Source organism: Arthrobacter sp. A2-55, from assembly GCF_025548615.1.
Classification (GTDB): domain Bacteria; phylum Actinomycetota; class Actinomycetes; order Actinomycetales; family Micrococcaceae; genus Specibacter; species Specibacter silviterrae.
On the sequence record NZ_JAJLOZ010000011.1, the window covers coordinates 23,332 to 42,020 of the forward strand.

The following is an 18,689-nucleotide window of genomic DNA, read 5'->3' on the forward strand; positions in this document are numbered from 1 at the left end:
ATGAGTGAAGCAACCCCAACTGAAGGCACGACGGCGGCTGCCGGGGCAGGTGCCCACCGCTGGCCCCTGTGGGAAGTCTTTGTCCGTTCCAGCCGCGGGCTCAGCCACGTCCACGCCGGATCCCTCCATGCCCCGGACGCCTCCATGGCGCTGCGCAACGCCCGCGACCTCTACACCCGCCGCAACGAGGGTGTGTCCATCTGGGTGGTTCCCTCGGACGCCATCGCCGCCTCCGACCCGGACTCCAAGGGGGCCTTCTTTGAATCGCCCCAGGGCAAGGACTACCGCCACGCCACGTATTACACGAAGAGCGAAGGGGTGAAGCACCTGTGACGGCCGACATGCACGGAGGGGCCTCTCTCGGGGATTCCTCCGCCTCCGCCACGCGCATCACGCCCGGCTTTGCCCTGCGCCCCGAGGACATTGCGCTCGCGGCCAAGCAAGGCACGGCCAGGCCCGGCGCGGACGTGGCCGAGTATGCGCTGCGCCTGGGCGACGACGCCCTGATCCTGGCCCAGCGCCTGGGCCACTGGATCTCCCGTGCGCCGGAGCTTGAGGAGGACGTGGCCCTGGGCAACATCGCCCTGGACCAGCTGGGCCACGCCCGCTCCTTCCTCACGTATGCGGGCAGCGCCTGGGGCAAGTCCGAGGACGATCTTGCCTATTTTCGCCGCGAACCCGAATTCCGCTCCGCGCACCTTTTTGAGCAGCCCAACGGCGATTTTGCCGCCACCATTGCCCGGCAGTTCATTGCAGCCAGCTACCAGTTCCCGCTGTACCGTGAACTGGCCAAGTCCAGCGACCCCATGCTGGCAGCCATCGCCGCCAAGGCGGTCAAGGAAGTTGACTACCACCTGGACCACAGCACCCAGTGGGTGCTGCGCCTGGCCGGTGGCACGGAGGAGTCCCGGCGCCGCATGGATGAGGGGCTGAAGCTCATGTGGCCGTTTGTCGGCGAGCTCTTCGAGGACGATCCGCTGACCGCCAAAGTCGGGGACGCCGGCGTCGTGCCGTCATCGTTGAAGGAAGAATTTGACCGGGGCACCGGCGCAGTCCTGGCCGAGGCCGGGCTGGACGTGTCGGGCCACCCCATGGCCACGGGCGGGGGCCGCCACGGCCGCCACTCCGAATACCTGGGCTTCATCCTGGCGGAGATGCAGGTGCTGGCGCGCGAATTCCCCGGGGCCAGCTGGTGAGTGCCGTGCAGACCGAAACAAGGACGGCGCAGCAGCAGGCCTGGGAGGTTGCCGCTCGGGTATGCGACCCCGAAATCCCCGTCCTGACCATCGCCGACCTGGGCATCCTGCGCAGCGTTGAGGTGTACGACGCCGGGGCCCCGGGTGACGCTGCCCCGCAGCTTAGCGCACCCAAGCCTGCCGTGCAGGTCACCATCACGCCCACCTATTCCGGCTGCCCCGCCATGGAGGCCATCCGCGACGACCTGACGGCAGAATTCAGCCGGGAAGGCTACGCAAAGGTTGACGTGCTCATGGTGCTGTCCCCGGCGTGGACCACCGACTGGATGAGCGAAACGGGCCGGGCCAAGCTGGAGGCATACGGCATTGCCCCGCCCAGCGGGCACTCGCGCGCCGGCGGCCACAGCGGCCCCGTCCGGCTGGCCCTCCAGGTCAAGTGCCCGCAATGCCAATCGCTCAACACCCGCGAACTTACCCGCTTCGGCTCCACCTCCTGCAAGGCGCTGTACGTCTGCCAGGACTGCAAGGAACCGTTTGACTACTTCAAGGTGCTCTAATGACAGTTCCCGCAGACGCCACCGCCCGGCGCCGGGCCTCCTTCCACGCGTTGACGGTCAAGGCCGTCCGCAGGCTCACGGACGACGCCATCGAGGTCGCCTTTGACGTGCCAGCCAAGCTGGCCGGCTGGTACGACTACCTGCCGGGCCAGTATGTGGCCCTGCGCGTGCAGATGCCCGGCCCCGACGGCGTGGACCGCGAGGTGCGCCGCAGCTACTCCATCTGCGCCGTGCCCGAGCAATTTGAGGACGGCAGCTCCGAAGTGCGCGTGGCCATCAAGCGCGACATTGGCGGTGAATTCTCCACCTGGGCCAACGCGTCCCTGGCTGCCGGCGCGGTCATGGACGTCATGAGCCCCATGGGCGCGTTCATCTCCAAGCATGGCAGCCGGGCGGGGTCAGAGGCGGGCGTCTCCAATGTGCTCAACAGCATGAACCACCCGGAAACCCTGGCGCCCACGGCCGGAACGTACGTGGCCATTGCGGCCGGCTCCGGCATCACGCCCGTCATGGCCCTGGCCAAGTCCCTTTTGCGCGGCAACCCGGACACCCGCTTCGACCTGGTCTACGCCAACAAGGCCACCATGGACGTCATGTTCCTGGAGGAACTGGCGGACCTGAAGGACAGGTACCCGCAGCGCTTCGCCCTGCACCACGTGCTCTCCCGCGAACAGCGCATTGCCCCCCTGATGAGCGGGCGCCTCGACGCGGAGAAGCTTCAGGCACTGCTGGGCACCGCCATCCACGCCGACGACGTCGACGAATGGTTCCTGTGCGGGCCCTTCGAACTGGTGCAGCTGTGCCGGGACGTGCTGGAAGCGCGCGGCGTGCCCCGCGACAGGGTCCGCTTTGAACTGTTCACCACGGGCCGCCCCGACCGGCCCGAAGGCCAGGCCGGCCGGCCGGTCCTGGTGGATGAATCCGAGGAAACGTACAAGATCACCTTCACCCTCGACGGCCTCACGGCGGACATCCTCAGCCCCACCCACGCCCGCGAATCCATCCTCAACGCCGCCCTGCGCGTACGCCCCGACGTTCCCTTCGCCTGTGCCGGCGGCGTCTGCGGCACCTGCCGGGCCAAGCTGGTGAGCGGCACGGTGGACATGGAGGAAAACTACGCCCTCGAGCCCGACGAAGTCGCCAACGGCTACGTCCTCACCTGCCAGTCTCGCCCCACCACCCCCGAGGTCACCGTTGACTACGACGGCTGACGGCCCCGCGCCGCGGGCGGCGGAGCCGGCGGTTTGTGTAGGCGCGCATCGCGGCCGGCGTGGCGCGAAGTGAGCTCTGCGAACGGAGCGCCACCTCCGGTCGTGTCTAAGCGCCGGCAAACCGCCGGGCCGCCGCCGACAACGAGGAATCATCGCCACCAACCGAGGAGCAACCGTGATTGAGCTTTCCATTGCCGGCGGAGTGGCCGAGATTGTCCTGAACGCGCCGGAGAAGCTGAACTCGCTCAACGAGGCCGCGCTGGGGGAGCTGTCGGCTGCCTATGACGAGGCGGCGGAAGGCGCAGCAACAGGCGCCGTGCGGGCGCTGCTCCTGAGGGGTGAGGGCCGGGCGTTTTGCGCCGGGCGCGACATTGCAGGCGTGGAGGCAGCCACCGATGACGTCAGCGGCTACCTCGACGGGCTCCTGGCCCCGCTCATGAAGAAGATGGCAGCATTCCCCGCCCCCACGTTTGCCGCCGCGCACGGCGCCTGCCTGGGGGTGGGGCTGGGCCTGCTGGTTGCCACGGACGTGGTGTACGTGGCAGAGAACGCAAAGATCGGATCGCCCTTTGCGAACCTTGGCGCCACGCTGGATTCCGGCGGCCACTGGCTGTTCACCGAAAGGCTCGGCACCCACCGCGCGCTGGACCTGATCTACACGGCCGAGCTCATCAGCGGTGCCGAGGCGGTGGCGTCCGGGCTGTTCAGCCGGGCGAAGCCGGCGGAGGAACTGCTGGAATTCACCCGGGCGGCGGCGGCCAAGGCGGCCGGCGGGCCCACCCGGGCATTCATTGCCAGCAAAACCCTCGTGGCACAAATCCGCGACCGCAGGCTGGGACTGTGGGACGCCGTCGTGCTTGAAAATGCGGCGCAGGCCGAACTGTCCAAAACAGCAGACTACGCCGAAGGTTTCGCCGCCTTCACTGCCAAGCGCAAGCCGGGCTTCACCGGGAAGTAGCCGCCCCTACTTCCGTCCCGTGAAGTGCTCCATGGACTTGTAGACGCCGAAGGCGCGCCCGGCCACCAGGTCCCAGGCGGCCAGGGGCAGCACGCCGCGCAGGGCCGTGCTCAGCTTGACGGTCCACGGCATCATGAGGATGGGAGTGCCCTCCTTCATGGCCTGCCACACGCGCTTCGTCACGTCCGCAGGCTCCAAGAGCGGGGTCAGCAGCGGCCCGCGGGCGCCTTCAAACATGCCGGTCTTGATGTAGGACGGGCAGAAGGTGGTCACCCTGATGTGGCGGTGGCCGGTCTGCGCCAGTTCCAGCCGGAGCGAATCGCTCCAGCCGATCACGGCCCACTTGGAGGACGAGTAGACACTCATGCGCGGGTTGGCGAGCAGCCCTGCGGCGGAGGCCACGTTGACTATGCGCGAGGGCCGCCCGCCCGCGATCATGGCGGGCAGGAACTCGCGGGTGATGTGCATCAGGGCCAGCGTGTTGATGGCCATCGTGGCGGCAATGTCCGCACGCTGGTCGTGTTCCCAGAAGTACTTGCCCCGCACTATTCCGGCGTTGTTGATGAGGATGTCCGGCGTGCCGACTTCCGTGCGCACTCTTTCTGCGGCAGCCTCGATCGCCTCAAGCTTGCCCACATCCACCACATATGAGTGGATCTCGGAGCCGCGGCCGGCAAGCTCCGCCGCGGCCGCCTCCAGCAGTTCACCGTTGATGTCCCACAGCACCACATGGGCGGCACGGTCCGCTACGGCGAGCTGGGCGTACATCTTCCCCATGCCCATGGCGGCGCCGGTGATGAGGACGGTGGTTCCAGCGAGGGATGCGAGGGTCTCGGTCATGGGGTTCCTGACGACGGAGAGGGGATGAGCTTGCCGGGGTTCATGATGCCTTCGGGGTCCAGGGTGTCCTTGATGCTGCGCAGCACCTGGACGCCCAGGTCCCCGATTTCAGCGCGGAGGTAGGGTGCGTGGTCCAGGCCGACGGCGTGGTGGTGGGTGATGGTGGCGCCCGCGGCAACGATGGCGTTGCTGGCCGCCGCCTTGACGCGGGCGTTTTGGGCCAGCCCGTCCTCCTCCAGCCCGGCGAGGAAGGTGAAGTAGAGGGAGGCGCCGTCGGAATAGACGTGCGAGATGTGCGTCTGGACGTACGCGGCGGCGCCCCTGGCCTGGAGCGCGCCGAGGATGGCACCCCGAACGCTGCGGTAAGTGTTTTCGAGGCGCCCCCAGGTGGCGGCAGTCTCCAGCGTCTCCACGTAGACGCCCCGGGTCAGCAGCTCGTCGCGCAGGTACGGCCCGCTGAACCGCCCGTGTTCCCATGACTTCCCGGGCAGCGGCCCCAGGGCAATGCCGCCGGCCTGCCGCAGGATCCGGGCACTGCGCCGCTTGCGGGCGCGTGCCCGGCCCGCATCACCTTCCCACACAAACAGTGCCAGCGCCGGCGTCTTCTGGCCGCGGACGGCGAGGCAGCGGGACAGTGCGCCGGTCTTCGCCCCGCCCAGCCTGCAGGTCGACGCAGTTTCATCCGTATCGCTGAGCCGGCACACCTGCGGCATGTCGCCCCGGGCGCCGTCCTGCCGGAGCTTGCGCAGGGCCTCCGCCCCTGCCTCAAAGGTGGGGAAGGACCATGCGCCGTACACCTTGGCCTGCGGTGCGGGGACCACCTTGACGGTGGCCTGCGTAATCACACCCAGTGTGCCTTCGCTGCCCAGCACCACGTCGAGCAGTTTGGGCCCGGCGGCCGATCCCGGCGCCAGGGAGCCGGCGTCGAACGGGCCCGCGGGCGTTTCGAGGTGGGCGGCCTTGACCAGCTGGTCCAGGCGTCCGTAGCCGGTGGAGGCCTGTCCGGCGGACCGCGTGGCCACGTAGCCGCCCAGCGTGGCCTCCTGGTGGCTTTGCGGAAAGTGCCCCAGCGTGAAGCCGTGCGGGGCCAGCGCGGCCTCGATGGCCGGGCCGCGGATCCCGGCCTCGAAGGTGGCGGTGCGGGAGGCCGGGTCCACGTGGAGCAGCCGGTCCAGGCGCCGCAGGTCCAGGGTGAGGGTGCCGGAAAACTGCCCGCGCAGCGGTTCCACCCCGCCCACCACGGAGGTCCCGCCGCCAAATGGCACCACCGCCACTTTGCGCTTCACGCACAGGGCCAGGACGGCGCCCACTTCCTCGCTGCCGCCCGGGTAGACGACGGCGTCCGGGGCGCCGAGGGCATCCCCGCTGCGGCGCCGCAGCAGGTCCTGGGTGCTCTTGCCGCCAGCGTGGAGGATGCGTTCCGCCGCCTCCGTCGACACGTGCCCGGGCCCCACAATGTCGCGCAATTCCGCCAGCACGGATTCATCCAGTGCGGGTGCGGACAGTCGGACATCGGCGAGGGCCGTGGGCGGGTGATTGGCCTCGACGCTTGCCAGCCCCAGCGTGCGGCGCAGGAACTCGAGGGCGGAGGCGCTCAGCGGCCGGGCGCGGGAAGGGTCGCCCCAGCCGTACCAGACCGACTGGGGGATTTCCTCTGTGAGGTGGGTCACCATGAGATACAGTGTGACACATGAAGTCACAACGTACCAGCACGCCGGCTGATGACAGGCTGCTGGCGGCCACGCGGGAGGCCGTGGTGGTCCACGGCGTCCGGCGGACCACTGCGAATGACATTGCCGAGAGGGCGGGCATCTCCCGCATGACGTTTTACCGGCGGATGGGCTCGGTGGACAACGCGGTGCTGGCCGCGCTCACCGAGGAGTTTCGCCGCTACGCAGGGGTGGCGGGCCGCCCGGTGGCGGGCCACCCGGCGGCGGGCCACCCGGCCTCAGGCACTGCCCGCCGCCAGCTGGTGCACTTCGCGGTGGAAAGCGTGCGGGTGTTCGCCACCTCGGAGCTGATCGCCTCCATAGCCGAGCGCGACCCCGAATTCCTGATCCCCTACGTGACCGACCGCTTCGGCGCCAGCCAGCAGATTGTCCTGGACAGGCTGCAGGCACTGCTGGACGCCGGCGCCGCCGACGGCAGCATTGAGGCCTCGGCCGGCACAGCCACCACGGTGCTGCTGGCTGTCCAGGGCGTGGCGCTCTCCTCCCGGGTTTTGCTGAAGTCGGGCTCGTTCGAGGGCACCGTCGCTGAACTGGGAAAGATGCTGGAACGGTTCCTGACGCCGTCGGGCGCCACGGCTGACGGCGCCGTTCGGGCCGGAGGGGAGTGACCGTGGCCAACCCCACGTGGATCAATGACACCACGCGCCGGAGTTCCCTGGACCATCTGGCCGGGCACCCGGTGGACGTGGCCGTGGTGGGCGGCGGCATCACCGGCGCCGGCGTGGCGCTGGATGCCGTGAGCCGCGGCCTGAGCGTGGCGCTGGTGGAAGGCGGGGACTTCGCCTCCGGCACCAGCGGCTACAGCTCAAAGCTTATCCACGGGGGCATGCGCTACCTGGCGTCGATGAACTTCGGCGTGGCCTGGGAATCCGCCGTGGAGCGGCGCTGGCTCATGGAGCGGATCGCCCCGCACCTGGTCCGCCGGCTGGGGTTCGTCATTCCGGTCACCCGCGGCAATCCTGCCTGGGAGCCTGCCGCGGAGGCGTTCGGAACGGTCCTCTATGACGTGCTCCGCCGGTTCTCGGGGCTGGGCTCCGCTGTGCTGCCGCGGCCCCGGCTGCTGGCCCGCCGGGACGTGGCGGCGCTGGCTCCCGCCCTTGACATGGAGTTGGTGCGCCGCGGGATTCTGTACTGGGACGGACAGGTGGTTGACGATGCACGGCTGGTGTTTGGCGTGATCCGGACGGCGGCCGGGCTCGGGGCGCATGTGCTGCGGGACGTGAACGCCAGCGCCCTGACGGCCACGGCGGTCCATGCCGTGGACACCCGGACGGGTGCCGGCGTCACGGTCAATGCGCGCGTGGTGGTCAACGCGACGGGCGTGTGGGCGGCCGGCTTTGAGCCGGAGTTGTCGGTGACCCCCAGCCGGGGCACGCACCTGGTGGTCGGCGCGGAGCGGCTGGGCTACCCGCAGGCTGCACACACCGTGCCGGTGCCGGGGCACTTTGGCCGCTATGTATTCGTCCTGCCGCAGCCCGGTGGCCTGGTGTACATCGGGATTACGGATGAGGAGGACCGTGGTGCGGATGGGCACCACCCTGCGGTTCCCGAGCGCGACGTCGGCTTCCTCCTGGACATTGTCAACACCACCTTGGCCGTGCCGCTGTCGCGCGGCGACGTGGTGGGTTCCTTTGCGGGGTTGCGGCCCCTCGCGGAAGGGGCGCACGGCCATGGAGATGGCGGCACCGCCGACATCTCGCGCCGGCACCTGGTCCTGAACGTTCCGGGTGCGCCCATCACGGTGGTGGGCGGGAAGCTGACCACGTACCGGCGCATGGCCCAGGACGCGGTGGATGCGGCGTCGGCGAGGCTGGGCGTCTTCGCCCCGTCCCGCACCAGGACGCTGCCTTTGGTGGGGGCTGCCCTTGCGCCGGAGCTGGCAGCCGTGGACGCCCCGGCCAGGCTGGTGGAGAAATACGGCACTGAAGCCGCCAGTGTCCAGGAATTCCAACGGCTGGATCCGCTGCTGGCGGAGCCATTGTTTTCCGGCTGCGACACTACGGGCGCCGAACTATTGTTTGGCATCCTTGCTGAGGGCGCAAGCAGCGTGGAGGACCTGCTGGAGCGGCGCACGCGGCTTTCCTTTGTGCCCGCGGAAGCCGCCAAGGCGCGCGGGCGGGCCGCGGAAATTCTGGCCCGCGCAGGCACTTTCGGGGCTGCACAGTGAGCGCCGCAGCCGGCGCGGTCCCAGGCGCGGTCTCCGGCGGCCTTCCGTCGGGAGGGGGTGCGCTGCTGCTGGTCAATCCGACGTCCGGACATGGCCGCGGGCTGCGGCACCTGGACCGGACGGCAGCTGCACTGCGGGCCGCGGGATGGGCCCCCACGGTGTCCGTCACCCGGAGCCTGGCGGATGCCACGGCCCAGGCGCGGGCGGCCGCCCCCGGCAGCCTGGTGGCCGTGCTTGGCGGGGACGGCTTCCTCGGTGCGGCCGCGGCGGGCGCATGCGAATCGGCCGCCGTCGTCCTTCCCCTGGCAGGCGGCCGGGGCAACGACACAGTCCGCCGGCTGGGCCTGGACCTTGACCCCGTCAAGGCGGTCCGGGGCATGGGCAGCCTGGTGGTCCGCGAGCTCGACCTCGGGCTGGTCAACGGGCGCCCGTATTTCGGGGTGGCCAATGTGGGCTTTGACGGTCTTGCCAACGAGTACGGCAACAGCGCCCGGCTGAACCTGGGCCCATTCGTCTACCTCTATGGCGGGATTAAGGCCCTGCTCGACTGGAAGGATGTGACGTTCACGCTGGCCGTGGACGGCATCGAGACAACGTTCCCGGGCTGGTTTGTCGCCGTCGGAAACGTGGGCCAGTATGGCGGCGGGCTGGGCATCTGCCCCCGGGCCCTAGCCGACGACGGCCTGCTCGACGTGGTTTCCCTGGGCCGGGCGTCGGCCCTGGGCGTCGCAGCCACGTTTGTGCGGTCCTACCGGGGCAGCCACCTGCGCCAGCCGAACGTCAGCTTCGTGCGCGGCCAGCGGGTGGAGATCAGCGCCAACCGGCCCCTGGCCATCTATGCCGACGGCGAGAAGGTGGCGGCCCTGCCGGCCGTCGTCGAACTGGCGCCCCGCGCCGTCAAGGTGCTGGTTCCGCCGGGCTCGCCTGTCCTTGGCTAGGCGTGGCGTCAGTTCAGCGGGCGGGTTCCCTCCGGCAGGACGCCGTCGTTCATCAGCTGCGTGGCGGCGTCGGCAATGGCGGTCAGGGCCACCCGCTGGATCCACGGGCCGTAGGAAATCCTTGCCACGCCCAGTTCCTGAAGCTTGGACGGCGTGAGTGAGCCGGGGACGTTGATGACGCTCACCTTGCCGCGCCCGATCCCGGCCACCAGTGACTTCACCGTGGGTTCGTCGAGCTTGCCGGGGACAAAGATGCAGCTGGCGCCGACCTCAAGGTAGGCGCGGCCGCGTTCGACGGCGGCCTCCAGGACCTCCCTCGGATCGCGGTCGGCGCCACGCAGGAAAGCATCGGTGCGGGCGTTGAGGACAAAGTCGATCCCCTCGGCGGAGCCGGCCCGGGCGGCCTGCTCCATGCGGGCGACCGCCTGGGGCAGCGGGATCATTTGGTCCTCGATATTGGCACCCACAATGCCCACGCCGATGGCCCTGCGGATGGTCTCAGCGGGGTTGCCGTAACCGCGTTCCAGGTCCGCCGTGACGGGCAGTTCCGTTGCGGCGGCTATGCGGCCCACGGCCTCGATCATGGTGGCGACGGGAATGTGCTCGCCATCCTCATAACCGTAGGAGGCCGCGATGGAATGGCTGGCGGTGGCCAGGGCCTTGGTGCCGGGCAGGTCCGAGATCACCCTGGTGCTGATCACGTCCCACACATTGGCCAGTTGCAGGATTTCCGGGGCCTGGTGGAGCCGGAGGAGTTCGGTGGCTTTGCTTGCTGTGCTCATGGATCGAGCCTAGCCCTCATTGGGTGCGGCGTCAGGGGGTGTGGGGGACGGTGTCCTCCTCCTCCACAACCACGGTGTTGACCATGTTGTTGATCTCCTCCGTGGTCAATGCCACGTGCACTGCCCAGATGTAAATGATGGCGCTGAAGACGGCCGTGGCCACGATGTCCCAGTACAGCGGGAACCATGGGTGGGCCAGCGGGCCGAAGTCGCTCAGGTACACGATCAGGCCCATGCTCACCAGGTAGACGGGCAGCCATTGGGCGGCCCTCCAGTCCATTTGCGGCTTGGTGGGGTTCAGCCCGAACACCCTGTTGCCGACCAGGATGACGTAGCCGATAAGGATGGCGACGCCCAGCTTCCAGTCCGTGTTCCAGCCGGTCCACAGGATCAGCAGGTTCGCCACGATGAAGGCCAGGGGCGACATGACGGTGGCAGCCGGCAGCCGGTAGGGCCGGTCCTCGTTCGGCAACCGGCTCCGGAAAACTCCCAGGGCCAGGGGTGCGCCGGCGTACATCAGCACGCTGGCACTGGTGATCAGCCCGACAATCGACTGCCAGGTGGGGAACGGCAGGAAGCAGACGCAGCCAATGACGAATGCGGCAATCAGCCCCACCCAGGGGACCCCCGCCTTGTTCGTCTTCTCAAAGACCACCGGCACGTAGCCGTTGCGGCTGAGCCCATAGGAAACCCGGGACGACGCCGTGACGTAAATCAGTGCGGTCCCACCGGGGGAGATGAGGGCGTCAATGTAGAGGATGGAGGCCAGCCAGCCAAAGCCCACCAAGGTGGCGATGTCGGCAAATGGACCCGTCATGGCGGTGTACAGGCCGTTGGTCCAGGTGGTGCCGATCTGGGAGGCGGGCAGTGCCACCAGGAACGCAAACTGGACCAGCAGGTAGATGATCACGCCGATGATGGTGGAACCGATGACTGCCCGGGGAATGTCCCGTTTCGGGTTCTTGCTTTCCCCGGCCAGCTGGTCCGCCTGCTCAAATCCCAACAGCGCAAAGACGATGCCGCCGGTGGAGACGGCGGACAGGATGCCCTTGACGCCGTCCGGGTCAAAACCGTTGGCGGCCGTGATGTTGCCGGGGTGGAAATTGAACACCGCCAGCATGAAGATGGTCAGCAGCGGCACGCCAACCTTCCACCAGGTCGCGGCACTGTTGACGGTGGCCAATTTCTTGATGCTCAGGAAGTTGATGGCGGTCACGAACGCCATGAGGAGGATGGCGACCGTGAGGCCGTTGCCGGTCAAGGTTGGTTGCGGACCGGCTGCGGTCTGCTTAATGACCAGCCAGGACTTCGCAAAGGAATAGTGCCCGGCGTAGTTGATCATGGCCTGGACCTCAATGGGCGCCACGGTGGCCGCCTGCACCCAGGAGAACCAGCCAAACGATGCCCCGACGGCGCCGCCAAAGGCGTAGTGCGGGAAGCGAGCCGTGCCGCCGGACACGGGATACATGCCACCAAGCTCCGCGTGCGGAAGGGCCAGGATTAAAATGCAAACGCCGCCAATGACCCAGGAAATCATGGCGGCGGGGCCCGCAATCTGCAGGGCGTCCTTGGCCCCGAATAGCCATCCCGAGCCGATGATGGAGCCGGTGGAGGCCCACAGGAGCCCGATGAATCCGATCTCACGTTTTAGGCCCGGCCTGGCGCGGGTTGGTGGAACAGGTGTCTTCAGAGTTGCCATGGCTTGCTCCCATTCTCAGTGTCCCCGAACCAGAATGCGCTCGGGCGGAATAAAGGTCAATGGGAAAAATGTGATTCATGGCATATTCATGGTCTAATCGCGCGCGTGTACTAATGAGTGGGGGCCCCGCGCGGCCCGCCTACCGCGCGTCCAGGTCCTCAAAGATGAGGAAGGTCTGGGTGTCCTGCACGCCGGCCATGGACTGGAGCTGGTCAAAGATCACCCGGCGCAGGCCCGTGTTGTCCTCGGCCCGCACCAGCAGGATCACGTCGAAGTCCCCACCCACCAGGGCAATGTGCTGCACTTCGGGGATGGCGCGCAGTTCCTCCTTGAGTTCGCGCCAGGAATGCTGGCTGACCTTCAGGGTTACGTAGGCCGAGGACTTCAGCCCTGCCTTGACGGGGTCCACCAGGGCAGTGAACTTGGTCAGCACCCCGGTGGACGTAAGCCGGGAAATACGCGCATAGGCGTGGGCGCGGGAGATGTGCACGTTCTCCGCCACCGTGGTCACGGACAGGCGGCCGTCACGGGTGAGCTCGGCAATGATCTTCCTGTCCACGTCATCGAGGGGGACCGGGGCGTTCTCCGGCATGGGGCTCCTTGGGTGGGTGAAGTGGGGTGCGCGCCGGGGCGGGTGCCCGCCATAAGACAACAGTGGCAGGTAATGCACATCACAGTGCTGTTTTGTCTTTCAGAATACGGCAATTGATCGCATTATTCCAGAGTTTGGCGGCCTTGTGGATACAAAACGATCCAGGAATCCATACTTGAATAACGGAACATCTTTGCCTAAGCGCACCTCCCGGAAGGAGTGGGAATTCAATGACGAACCACCCGGAATTTATGGAATACCCCGGCAACGCCGGCCGCGCCGAAGGCTATCTGCTGCCCTCTGAGGAGCCGGTCCAGCTGATTGCGGCCGACGGCAGCGCCACTGGCAACGACGGCTACAAGGAGCCCTACCCGCTGCCCGGGCCGGCAACGCTGGTGGAGGGCTACGGCCGCCTGGTCATGGGGCGGCGCGTGAATGAACAAGCGAACGCGCTGGTCCGGCAGGGGCGGATGGCGGTGTATCCCTCCTCCACCGGGCAGGAAGCGTGCCAGGTGGCCGCCGACATGTCCCTGCGCGGCAGCGACTGGCTCTTTCCCACCTACCGCGACACCGTGGCCATCCTGGGCCGCGGGGTGGATCCCATGGAAGCCTTCGAATCCCTGCGCGGGGACTGGCACAGCGGCTTTGACCCGCACCAATACAACACAGGCCTGCCCACCACGCCCCTTGCCACCCAGTTGCTGCACGCCGTGGGCGTGGCCCATGCCGCCAAGCTGCGCGGCGAGGACACGGTGGTACTGACCCTGTGCGGCGACGGCGCCAGCAGTGAGGGCGACTTCCACGAAGCCCTGAACTTCGCCGCAGTGTTCCACGTGCCCGTCGTGTTCCTGATCCAAAACAACCAGTACGCCATCTCCGTGCCCCTCATCCGCCAGTCCGTGGCGCCCTCGCTGGCCCACAAGGCCGTTGGCTACGGCATGCCCGGGGAGCGCGTGGACGGCAACGACCTCGCGGCCCTGCTCGCTGTGGTGGGGCACGCCGTCGAACGCGCCCGCAATGGCGGCGGGCCCTCGCTCGTGGAGGCGCACACCTACCGGATGGAGTCGCACACCAACGCCGACGACGCCACCCGCTACCGCACCGCAGCGGAAGTGGCCCAGTGGGTCCCGAAGGATCCCCTGCTGCGGCTGCAAAAGTACCTGCACGACGCCGGGCACCTGGCGCCCGCCGACTCCGAACGTTTCGCCGCAGACGCCGAAGCCGTCGCCAAGACCCTGCGCGACGGCCTGAACACCGAAACCGTCCCGGACCCGGCGGAACTGTTTTCCTTTGTCTACTCCGAGCCGACTCCGCAGCTGCGTGAGCAGGCCCGCCTGCTGGTGGACGAGCTCTCCGCCGGCCAGTCCCTGGAAGGAGCGCTTCGATGACCACCATGGCGCACAAGCCCCAGCCCCAATCCGGCACCGCAAGCCCTGCCGCCGAGCCGGAACTCTCCGGCGTGCAAACCCTCACCTTTGCCAAGGCGCTGACCCTGGCCATGGCCGACTCCATGGCCGTGGACCCTTCCGTGCTGGTGTTTGGCGAGGACGTGGGCACGCTGGGCGGCGTGTTCCGGGTGACCGACGGGCTGACCCGGCGTTTCGGCGAGGACCGCTGCTTTGACACCCCGCTGGCAGAATCCGGGATCATCGGGATGGCCACGGGCATGGCCATCAACGGCATGAAGCCTGTGGTCGAGATGCAGTTCGATGCCTTTGCCTACCCGGCGTTTGAGCAGATCACCAGCCACGTGGCCAAGATGGGTAACCGCACCAAGGGAAAGGTCCGCCTTCCCATCGTCATTCGCATCCCCTACGCGGGCGGCATTGGCGGAGTGGAGCACCACTGCGATTCCTCCGAGGCCTACTACGTCCACACGCCCGGCCTGACGGTCCTGACGCCGTCGACCGTCACGGATGCCTACACCATGCTCCGGGACGCCATCGCCTCACCGGACCCCGTCATCTTCCTGGAGCCCAAGAAGCTGTACTTCTCCAAGGACACCGTGGACGTGGATGCCCTGCGCGCCCGGTACGGCGCCGGCAGCACGGCCCCCAGCACCATTGGCCGTGCAGTCATCGCCCGCGAAGGCTCCGACGCCACGCTCATTGCCTACGGCCCGTCCATGGCGGCAGCGCTCGCCGCCGCTGAAACGGCTGCCGCCGAAGGCCGCTCCCTGCAGGTGGTGGACGTGCGCTCCCTGGTGCCGTTCGACGACGAAACCGCCTGCGCCGCCGTCCGCTCCACCGGGCGGGCCGTGGTCATCGCGGAAGCCCCGGGCTTTGCATCCATGGCCTCCGAGATTGTGGCCCGCATCCAGGAACGCTGCTTCCACTCGCTGGCCGCGCCCGTGCTGAGGGTCACCGGCTTCGACATCCCGTTCCCGGCACCCCGGCTGGAAAAGTACTACCTGCCCGGCGTGGACAGGATCCTGGACACCGTCGAGGAACTCCAGTGGGAGGAATCATGAGCCTGCAGGTCTTCATGCTGCCGGACCTCGGCGAGGGGCTGGTTGAAGCTGAACTGGTCACCTGGCTGGTGGCCGTGGGCGACACCGTCCACGTTGACCAGCCCATTGCCGAAGTTGAGACCGCGAAGTCAGTGGTCGAGGTCCCCTCGCCGTTCGAAGGCGTCGTGGACACGCTGCACGGCGCCGAAGGGGACACCCTGGTGGTGGGCAAGCCGCTGATTTCGGTGGCTCTCCCGGGTGCAGCCCCGGCGCCCGCAGTCGGGGCACCAGCAGCCGGGGCGCCAGCGGCACTCGACGCTTCGACACCTCAGGCCCCGGCACCTGTGGCCGAGAATGTGGGCGGGTCAGGAAACGTCCTGATCGGCTACGGAACGTCGGGGCATGGCGGTGCCGGGCGCACACGGCCCTCCCGGCTGCACAGGATCAACCAGCGCGCGGCGGTTGGGAGCGCTGCTGCCACCGTGCCGACGGCGCGCGCCACGGCCCCCCTGGTGGTGTCGCCCCTGGTGCGGAAGATGGCCCACGATTCGGGCCTGTCCCTGGCCGAGATTCAGGGCAGCGGGGCGGACGGGCTGATCCGGCGCCGCGACGTGGAGGCGGCTCTGGCCCTTGCTTCGGCGCCTGCCGCTTCGGCGCCTGCTGCCTCCGCACCGCTTGAGGCGCCTGCCGCTCCCGCACCGCTTGAGGTACCTGCCGCTGGGCTTGCCGTGGATTCCCGGACCGGGTTGCAAGTGCTCTCGCGCACCGCCCTGACAGGCGTGAAAAAGGCTGCCGCCACCGCGCTGGCCCGCAGCCGCCGGGAGATTCCGGAAGCCACCGTATGGGTGGATGTGGACGCCACGGCGCTCGTGGAACTGCGGGCCGGGCTGAAGGCCAAGGACGGCTCCGCGCCCAGCCTGCTGGCCTTCGTGGCGCGGTTTGCCACGGCGGGCCTGGCACGTTTCCCCCAGCTGAACACGCAACTGGTCAGCGAGAACGGCACGGACACAGTTGTCGAATTTGACGGCATCAACCTTGGCTTCGCCGCGCAGACCGACCGCGGCCTGATGGTGCCGGTGCTCCGCGGCGCCCAGGGCCGCAGTGCCCGTGAACTGGATTCGGCCATCAGGGCCGTGACCGGCAAGGCACGCGAGGGCAAGGCCGGCCCGGCGGAACTGTCCGGGGGCACCTTCACCATCAACAACTACGGCGTGTTTGGCGTGGACGGTTCGGCCGCCATCATCAACTACCCGGAAGCCGCCATGCTGGGAATCGGGCGCATCACGGACAAGCCGTGGGTGGTGGACGGGCAGCTGTGCGTGCGCAAGCTGACCGAGCTGACCCTCGCCTTTGACCACCGCGTCTGTGACGGGGCAGTGGCCGCAGGCTTCCTGCGCTTCATCGCCGACTCCATGGAAAACCCGGCGGGGGCGCTCGCGGATCTGTAGGGCCTTGGCGCTACAGTGAAGACATCATTTCGACGCCGTAGGGAGCCACCATGACCGCTGTCCGCCCCCATCGCCCCGAGTGCCGTCGCTGATGGCCATCCTGGACATTGCGGTAGTTGTCCTGCTGGCCATTGCCGGCCTGTTATTCCTGTTGCTGCAGTCCTGGCTCGCCGCCACCGTGGTTCGCCGCGTGGTGGGCGTTCCCATCGGATGGCCGCGGTCCATTGCCGTCGGGTTTGTCATGAGCGCCGCGATGGGCGTCACCGTGCAGTATCTCTTCCGTGCCGCAACAGGCCAAAACACAAACGGCCTGAACGTAACGGCCCCGGTGGCGGCCATTTTCCTGGTACTGGCCGTTGGCTGGATCTTTGCGCTGGGCGTGGCCGCGCTCGTGTTCATCGAGGCAGGGTTCCCCACGGGATCCCTGCCCGGGCCCGCCGCGGTCTTCACGGGGTGGAAGGCGCGGCGGCGGCGCGCCCGGCGGTACAGCGAAATCATCTCCATCGCCGTCAGGCACGGCCTCGGCTCGAGGCTGCGCGGATTTGGCCGGGGCGACGCTGTGGAACGGGATGCGAAGACGGCCAGGGCCCTGCGTGACGCGCTCAACGAGGCCGGCGTCACCTTCGTCAAGCTGGGCCAGATGCTCTCCACCCGGCGGGACCTGCTGCCCGGGGTTTACATCCGTGAGCTGGAAACGCTGCAGACCAAGGCCACACCGGAGCCGTGGGAATCGATCGAGGCGGCCATCGCCGAACGGCTCGGGCGTCCCCTGTCCGAGGTGTTCGCGGAGGTGGACACCACACCCTTGGCGGCGGCATCCGTGGCCCAGGTCCACCCGGCCGTGTTGTTGGACGGCACACCGGTGGTCATCAAGGTCCAGCGCCCCGGCGCCCTGGAACAGGTCGACCTTGACTCGGACATCATCATCAGGCTTGCCGCATGGCTGAACAAGACCACACCGTGGGGGAAGTCCCTGGGCGTGCACGCGCTCGCCAAGGGCTTTGCCGGCTCGCTCGAAGAGGAACTGGACTACACGGTCGAGCTGGAGAACATGCGCAGCATCGAGCACTCGCTTAATGCCGGCTCGTTTAAAGTCACTGTCCCACACCCCCACGCGGAGATTTCCGGGGAGAGGCTGCTGGTCATGGACCGGCTGCCCGGGCTGCCCGTCGGCTCAGCCGGTGCCTTGTTGACTTCCCTCCCCGCCGCAAGGCGCAGCGAGCTGGCCGCGACCCTGCTCGGCGCCACACTGCAGCAAATCATCACCGACGGGGTCTTCCACGCGGACCTGCACGCCGGCAACATCTTCATCTCCCCCGAGGGGACGCTGGGCCTGCTCGACTTTGGTGCCGTCGGCCGCCTCGACCCGGCCACCGCGTCCGCCCTGGCCATGATGCTGTACGCCATCGACAAGAACGACGCCGCGGCGGCCACCGACGCCCTTGTTGAGCTCCTGGACAGGCCCGAGGACCTGGACGTGAGGAAAGTTGAACGTGAGCTGGGTGCCCTGCTCACCCGCTTCAGGCAGGGCTTCCGGGCCGGCGGCAGCCAGCAAATGTTTGGGCTGCTGTTTGGCCTGGTCATTGCGCACAGGTTCACCGTCCCCGCCCAAATCGGCGCAGCTTTCCGTGCCCTGGCCGCCGTCGAGGGCACCCTGCTGCTGATCGATCCCGGCATGGACCTGGTGGCGGCCGCCCGGGCCGAAGGCAGCCGGCTGGTTTCGGCAAAGGTCACCTTTGGCAGCGCCAAGGACGAAATCGAGCAGCAGCTGATGTCGCTGCTGCCGATGCTCAACCGCCTTCCGCGCCGCGTCAACAAGATCAGCGAGGACCTGGAACACGGCCGTTTTTCCATGAATGTGCGCGTGCTTGCCCACCCCGCCGACCGCCGCTATCTCACGGGGCTGTTCCAGCAGCTGGTCGTGGCGGTCCTGGCCGGCGCCGCCGTGGTTGGTGCCATCATGCTGATCACCAGCAACGGCGGCCCGCTGCTGACGGGCCAGGTCCGGCTGTACCAGGTGTTTGGCTTTGCCCTGCTCTTTGGCGGCTTTGTGCTGGGCATGCGCGCCCTGATGCTGGTGTTCAAGCGCGACGGCGGCGGCTGAGTCTGGCGCGCACCGGCC

At 68.2% G+C, this 18,689-nt stretch carries 17 protein-coding genes; 12 read left to right on the plus strand and 5 right to left on the minus strand.

Annotated elements, in window-relative coordinates; all coding sequences use genetic code 11:
- The 5 genes from paaB to LPN03_RS05075 all read left to right on the plus strand — a co-directional run bounded on the left by paaB (position 1) and on the right by LPN03_RS05075 (position 3,922).
- Positions 1–333, plus strand: coding sequence for a 1,2-phenylacetyl-CoA epoxidase subunit PaaB (gene paaB, locus LPN03_RS05055; protein ID WP_262453361.1), 333 nt, complete (start codon positions 1–3; stop codon positions 331–333).
- Between the two features lie 8 nt (positions 334–341).
- Positions 342–1,196, plus strand: a complete 855-nt coding sequence (gene paaC, locus LPN03_RS05060; protein ID WP_262453392.1) for a 1,2-phenylacetyl-CoA epoxidase subunit PaaC — start codon at positions 342–344, stop codon at positions 1,194–1,196.
- Positions 1,193–1,753 carry a 1,2-phenylacetyl-CoA epoxidase subunit PaaD gene (gene paaD / locus LPN03_RS05065; protein WP_262453362.1) on the plus strand — a complete coding sequence of 187 codons (561 nt, stop codon included), beginning with the start codon at positions 1,193–1,195 and terminating at the stop codon, positions 1,751–1,753. Before paaC ends, paaD begins: the two co-directional genes overlap by 4 nt.
- Positions 1,753–2,964: a 1,2-phenylacetyl-CoA epoxidase subunit PaaE gene (gene paaE / locus LPN03_RS05070; RefSeq protein ID WP_165182048.1), complete on the plus strand. Its 1,212-nt coding sequence runs from the start codon at positions 1,753–1,755 to the stop codon at positions 2,962–2,964. Before paaD ends, paaE begins: the two co-directional genes overlap by 1 nt.
- 175 nt (positions 2,965–3,139) lie before the next feature.
- A complete protein-coding gene (locus tag LPN03_RS05075; protein WP_262453363.1) occupies positions 3,140–3,922 on the plus strand; it encodes an enoyl-CoA hydratase/isomerase family protein in 783 nt (260 codons plus the stop codon).
- Between the two features lie 6 nt (positions 3,923–3,928).
- On the opposite strand, the gene LPN03_RS05080 is transcribed toward LPN03_RS05075, so the two are convergent.
- A complete protein-coding gene (locus LPN03_RS05080) occupies positions 3,929–4,762 on the minus strand; it encodes an SDR family oxidoreductase (protein ID WP_262453364.1) in 834 nt (277 codons plus the stop codon).
- Complete coding sequence (locus tag LPN03_RS05085) at positions 4,759–6,435, minus strand: FAD-binding oxidoreductase (RefSeq protein WP_262453365.1); 1,677 nt, start codon at positions 6,433–6,435, stop codon at positions 4,759–4,761. Before LPN03_RS05085 ends, LPN03_RS05080 begins: the two co-directional genes overlap by 4 nt.
- 17 nt (positions 6,436–6,452) lie before the next feature.
- Here LPN03_RS05085 and LPN03_RS05090 point away from each other — a divergent pair, with 17 nt between their 5' ends.
- The 3 genes from LPN03_RS05090 to LPN03_RS05100 are packed head-to-tail and all read left to right on the plus strand — an operon-like array spanning position 6,453 to position 9,597.
- The gene (locus LPN03_RS05090; protein WP_262453366.1) at positions 6,453–7,100 is read left to right on the plus strand and encodes a TetR/AcrR family transcriptional regulator; all 648 of its coding nucleotides are present in this window, start codon (positions 6,453–6,455) and stop codon (positions 7,098–7,100) included.
- 2 nt (positions 7,101–7,102) lie between these two features.
- Positions 7,103–8,659 (plus strand): glycerol-3-phosphate dehydrogenase/oxidase, encoded by a 1,557-nt coding sequence (locus LPN03_RS05095; RefSeq protein ID WP_262453367.1) that lies wholly within the window; start codon positions 7,103–7,105, stop codon positions 8,657–8,659.
- Positions 8,656–9,597, plus strand: a complete 942-nt coding sequence (locus tag LPN03_RS05100) for a diacylglycerol/lipid kinase family protein (RefSeq protein ID WP_165182054.1) — start codon at positions 8,656–8,658, stop codon at positions 9,595–9,597. The genes LPN03_RS05095 and LPN03_RS05100 overlap by 4 nt, the downstream gene beginning before the upstream one ends.
- Before the next feature lie 8 nt (positions 9,598–9,605).
- Here the strand turns inward: LPN03_RS05100 and LPN03_RS05105 are convergent, their stop codons facing one another.
- The 3 genes from LPN03_RS05105 to LPN03_RS05115 all read right to left on the minus strand — a co-directional run bounded on the left by LPN03_RS05105 (position 9,606) and on the right by LPN03_RS05115 (position 12,670).
- Positions 9,606–10,379 carry an isocitrate lyase/phosphoenolpyruvate mutase family protein gene (locus tag LPN03_RS05105; RefSeq protein ID WP_262453368.1) on the minus strand — a complete coding sequence of 258 codons (774 nt, stop codon included), beginning with the start codon at positions 10,377–10,379 and terminating at the stop codon, positions 9,606–9,608.
- Positions 10,380–10,410: 31 nt separating this feature from the next.
- The gene (locus LPN03_RS05110) at positions 10,411–12,078 is read right to left on the minus strand and encodes an APC family permease (protein WP_262453369.1); all 1,668 of its coding nucleotides are present in this window, start codon (positions 12,076–12,078) and stop codon (positions 10,411–10,413) included.
- A 139-nt stretch (positions 12,079–12,217) separates the two neighbouring features.
- Positions 12,218–12,670, minus strand: a complete 453-nt coding sequence (locus LPN03_RS05115) for an Lrp/AsnC family transcriptional regulator (protein WP_262453370.1) — start codon at positions 12,668–12,670, stop codon at positions 12,218–12,220.
- Positions 12,671–12,900: 230 nt separating this feature from the next.
- Here LPN03_RS05115 and LPN03_RS05120 point away from each other — a divergent pair, with 230 nt between their 5' ends.
- From LPN03_RS05120 to LPN03_RS05135, 4 genes are all read left to right on the plus strand, one after another.
- Positions 12,901–14,058 carry a thiamine pyrophosphate-dependent dehydrogenase E1 component subunit alpha gene (locus LPN03_RS05120; RefSeq protein WP_262453371.1) on the plus strand — a complete coding sequence of 386 codons (1,158 nt, stop codon included), beginning with the start codon at positions 12,901–12,903 and terminating at the stop codon, positions 14,056–14,058.
- A complete protein-coding gene (locus tag LPN03_RS05125; protein WP_410468562.1) occupies positions 14,055–15,140 on the plus strand; it encodes an alpha-ketoacid dehydrogenase subunit beta in 1,086 nt (361 codons plus the stop codon). The genes LPN03_RS05120 and LPN03_RS05125 overlap by 4 nt, the downstream gene beginning before the upstream one ends.
- On the plus strand, positions 15,137–16,567 hold the full coding sequence (locus tag LPN03_RS05130) for a dihydrolipoamide acetyltransferase family protein (protein ID WP_262453372.1): 1,431 nt from the start codon (positions 15,137–15,139) through the stop codon (positions 16,565–16,567). The genes LPN03_RS05125 and LPN03_RS05130 overlap by 4 nt, the downstream gene beginning before the upstream one ends.
- Before the next feature lie 79 nt (positions 16,568–16,646).
- Positions 16,647–18,671 (plus strand): ABC1 kinase family protein, encoded by a 2,025-nt coding sequence (locus tag LPN03_RS05135; RefSeq protein ID WP_262453373.1) that lies wholly within the window; start codon positions 16,647–16,649, stop codon positions 18,669–18,671.
- The last annotated feature ends 18 nt before the right edge of the window (positions 18,672–18,689 follow it).

Bases quoted from the DNA above. Each gene is read 5' to 3' on its own strand.
- paaE (WP_165182048.1), top strand. From the start codon at position 1,753: ATGACAGTTCCCGCAGACGCCACCGCCCGGCGCCGGGCCTCCTTCCAC.
- LPN03_RS05080 (WP_262453364.1), bottom strand. From the start codon at position 4,762: ATGACCGAGACCCTCGCATCCCTCGCTGGAACCACCGTCCTCATCACC.
- LPN03_RS05120 (WP_262453371.1), top strand. From the start codon at position 12,901: ATGACGAACCACCCGGAATTTATGGAATACCCCGGCAACGCCGGCCGC.
- LPN03_RS05090 (WP_262453366.1), top strand. From the start codon at position 6,453: ATGAAGTCACAACGTACCAGCACGCCGGCTGATGACAGGCTGCTGGCG.
- paaB (WP_262453361.1), top strand. From the start codon at position 1: ATGAGTGAAGCAACCCCAACTGAAGGCACGACGGCGGCTGCCGGGGCA.
- LPN03_RS05115 (WP_262453370.1), bottom strand. From the start codon at position 12,670: ATGCCGGAGAACGCCCCGGTCCCCCTCGATGACGTGGACAGGAAGATC.
- LPN03_RS05125 (WP_410468562.1), top strand. From the start codon at position 14,055: ATGACCACCATGGCGCACAAGCCCCAGCCCCAATCCGGCACCGCAAGC.
- paaC (WP_262453392.1), top strand. From the start codon at position 342: ATGCACGGAGGGGCCTCTCTCGGGGATTCCTCCGCCTCCGCCACGCGC.
- LPN03_RS05110 (WP_262453369.1), bottom strand. From the start codon at position 12,078: ATGGCAACTCTGAAGACACCTGTTCCACCAACCCGCGCCAGGCCGGGC.
- LPN03_RS05105 (WP_262453368.1), bottom strand. From the start codon at position 10,379: ATGAGCACAGCAAGCAAAGCCACCGAACTCCTCCGGCTCCACCAGGCC.
- LPN03_RS05085 (WP_262453365.1), bottom strand. From the start codon at position 6,435: ATGGTGACCCACCTCACAGAGGAAATCCCCCAGTCGGTCTGGTACGGC.
- LPN03_RS05130 (WP_262453372.1), top strand. From the start codon at position 15,137: ATGAGCCTGCAGGTCTTCATGCTGCCGGACCTCGGCGAGGGGCTGGTT.